Origin of the sequence: Streptomyces sp. NPDC058579 (assembly GCF_042718575.1) — a bacterium.
Classification (GTDB): Bacteria; Actinomycetota; Actinomycetes; order Streptomycetales; family Streptomycetaceae; genus Streptomyces.
The window spans coordinates 1-3,181 of the sequence record NZ_JBHXPI010000086.1 but is presented as its reverse complement, the minus strand read 5'-3'; the positions used below and the strand labels follow the sequence as shown (position 1 = coordinate 3,181).

The 3,181-nt window shown below is 56.8% G+C and carries 1 rRNA gene; it reads left to right on the top strand.

What is annotated here, in order from left to right:
- Window positions 1-57: 57 nt before the first annotated feature.
- Window positions 58-3,180 (top strand): 23S ribosomal RNA (locus ACFWRO_RS36945).
- Window position 3,181 lies beyond the last annotated feature (1 nt).

Genomic DNA, 3,181 nt, shown 5'->3' with positions numbered 1-3,181 from the left:
GGGGTGATGGGTGGCTGGTCGTTGCTTGAGAACTACACAGTGGACGCGAGCATCTGTGGCCAAGTTTTTAAGGGCGCACGGTGGATGCCTTGGCACCAGGAACCGATGAAGGACGTGGGAGGCCACGATAGTCCCCGGGGAGCCGTCAACCAGGCTTTGATCCGGGGGTTTCCGAATGGGGAAACCCGGCAGTCGTCATGGGCTGTCACCCATGCCTGAACACATAGGGCATGTGGAGGGAACGAGGGGAAGTGAAACATCTCAGTACCCTCAGGAAGAGAAAACAACCGTGATTCCGGGAGTAGTGGCGAGCGAAACCGGATGAGGCCAAACCTACGACGTGTGATACCCGGCAGGGGTTGCGTCGTGGGGGTTGTGGGATCTCTCTTTCACAGTCTGCCGGCTGTGAGACGAGTCAGAAACCGTTGATGTAGGCGAAGGACATGCGAAAGGTCCGGCGTAGAGGGTAAGACCCCCGTAGCTGAAACATCAACGGCTCGTTTGAGAGACACCCAAGTAGCACGGGGCCCGAGAAATCCCGTGTGAATCTGGCGGGACCACCCGCTAAGCCTAAATATTCCCTGGTGACCGATAGCGGATAGTACCGTGAGGGAATGGTGAAAAGTACCGCGGGAGCGGAGTGAAATAGTACCTGAAACCGTGTGCCTACAAGCCGTGGGAGCGTCGCTCATTGGGTTTACCCAATGGGTCGTGACTGCGTGCCTTTTGAAGAATGAGCCTGCGAGTTTGCGGTGTGTTGCGAGGTTAACCCGTGTGGGGAAGCCGTAGCGAAAGCGAGTCCGAACAGGGCGATTCAGTAGCACGCTCAAGACCCGAAGCGGAGTGATCTAGCCATGGGCAGGTTGAAGCGGAGGTAAGACTTCGTGGAGGACCGAACCCACCAGGGTTGAAAACCTGGGGGATGACCTGTGGTTAGGGGTGAAAGGCCAATCAAACTCCGTGATAGCTGGTTCTCCCCGAAATGCATTTAGGTGCAGCGTCACGTGTTTCTTGCCGGAGGTAGAGCACTGGATAGGCGATGGGCCCTACCGGGTTACTGACCTTAGCCAAACTCCGAATGCCGGTAAGTGAGAGCGTGGCAGTGAGACTGTGGGGGATAAGCTCCATGGTCGAGAGGGAAACAGCCCAGAGCATCGACTAAGGCCCCTAAGCGTACGCTAAGTGGGAAAGGATGTGGAGTCGCAGAGACAACCAGGAGGTTGGCTTAGAAGCAGCCACCCTTGAAAGAGTGCGTAATAGCTCACTGGTCAAGTGATTCCGCGCCGACAATGTAGCGGGGCTCAAGCGTACCGCCGAAGTCGTGTCATTGCAGCAATAGGGCCAACGCCCGCTGTGATGGGTAGGGGAGCGTCGTGTGCCGGGTGAAGCAGCCGCGGAAGCGAGTTGTGGACGGTTCACGAGTGAGAATGCAGGCATGAGTAGCGATACACACGTGAGAAACGTGTGCGCCGATTGACTAAGGGTTCCTGGGTCAAGCTGATCTGCCCAGGGTAAGTCGGGACCTAAGGCGAGGCCGACAGGCGTAGTCGATGGACAACCGGTTGATATTCCGGTACCCGCTTTGAAACGCCCAGTATCGAACCCATTAATGCTAAGCCCGTGAAGCCGTTCCGGACCCTTCGGGGAATGGAAAGTGGTGGAGCCGGCGAACCAAGGTGGTAGTAGGTAAGCGATGGGGTGACGCAGGAAGGTAGTCCAGCCCGGGCGGTGGTTGTCCCGGGGTAAGGGTGTAGGCCGTGTGGTAGGCAAATCCGTCACACATTAAGGCTGAGACCTGATGCCGAGCCGATTGTGGTGAAGTGGATGATCCTATGCTGTCGAGAAAAGCCTCTAGCGAGTTTCATGGCGGCCCGTACCCTAAACCGACTCAGGTGGTCAGGTAGAGAATACCGAGGCGTTCGGGTGAACTATGGTTAAGGAACTCGGCAAAATGCCCCCGTAACTTCGGGAGAAGGGGGGCCACGTCTGGTGATCGGATTTACTCCGTGAGCTGGGGGTGGCCGCAGAGACCAGCGAGAAGCGACTGTTTACTAAAAACACAGGTCCGTGCGAAGCCGTAAGGCGATGTATACGGACTGACGCCTGCCCGGTGCTGGAACGTTAAGGGGACCGGTTAGTGACCTTTCGGGGTTGCGAAGCTGAGAACTTAAGCGCCAGTAAACGGCGGTGGTAACTATAACCATCCTAAGGTAGCGAAATTCCTTGTCGGGTAAGTTCCGACCTGCACGAATGGCGTAACGACTTCTCGACTGTCTCAACCATAGGCCCGGTGAAATTGCACTACGAGTAAAGATGCTCGTTTCGCGCAGAAGGACGGAAAGACCCCGGGACCTTTACTACAGTTTGATATTGGTGTTCGGTTCGGCTTGTGTAGGATAGGTGGGAGACTTTGAAGCAGCCACGCCAGTGGTTGTGGAGTCGCCGTTGAAATACCACTCTGGTCGTGCTGGATGTCTAACCTCGGTCCGTGATCCGGATCAGGGACAGTGTCTGATGGGTAGTTTAACTGGGGCGGTTGCCTCCCAAAGAGTAACGGAGGCGCCCAAAGGTTCCCTCAGCCTGGTTGGCAATCAGGTGTTGAGTGTAAGTGCACAAGGGAGCTTGACTGTGAGACCGACGGGTCGAGCAGGGACGAAAGTCGGGACTAGTGATCCGGCGGTGGCTTGTGGAAGCGCCGTCGCTCAACGGATAAAAGGTACCCCGGGGATAACAGGCTGATCTTCCCCAAGAGTCCATATCGACGGGATGGTTTGGCACCTCGATGTCGGCTCGTCGCATCCTGGGGCTGGAGTCGGTCCCAAGGGTTGGGCTGTTCGCCCATTAAAGCGGTACGCGAGCTGGGTTTAGAACGTCGTGAGACAGTTCGGTCCCTATCCTCTGTGCGCGCAGGAATATTGAGAAGGGCTGTCCCTAGTACGAGAGGACCGGGACGGACGAACCTCTGGTGTGCCAGTTGTCCTGCCAAGGGCATGGCTGGTTGGCTACGTTCGGGAGGGATAACCGCTGAAAGCATCTAAGCGGGAAGCCTGCTTCGAGATGAGTATTCCCACCTCCTTGAGAGGGTAAGGCTCCCAGTAGACGACTGGGTTGATAGGCCGGATGTGGAAGCCCAGTAATGGGTGGAGCTGACCGGTACTAATAGGCCGAGGGCTTGTCCTCA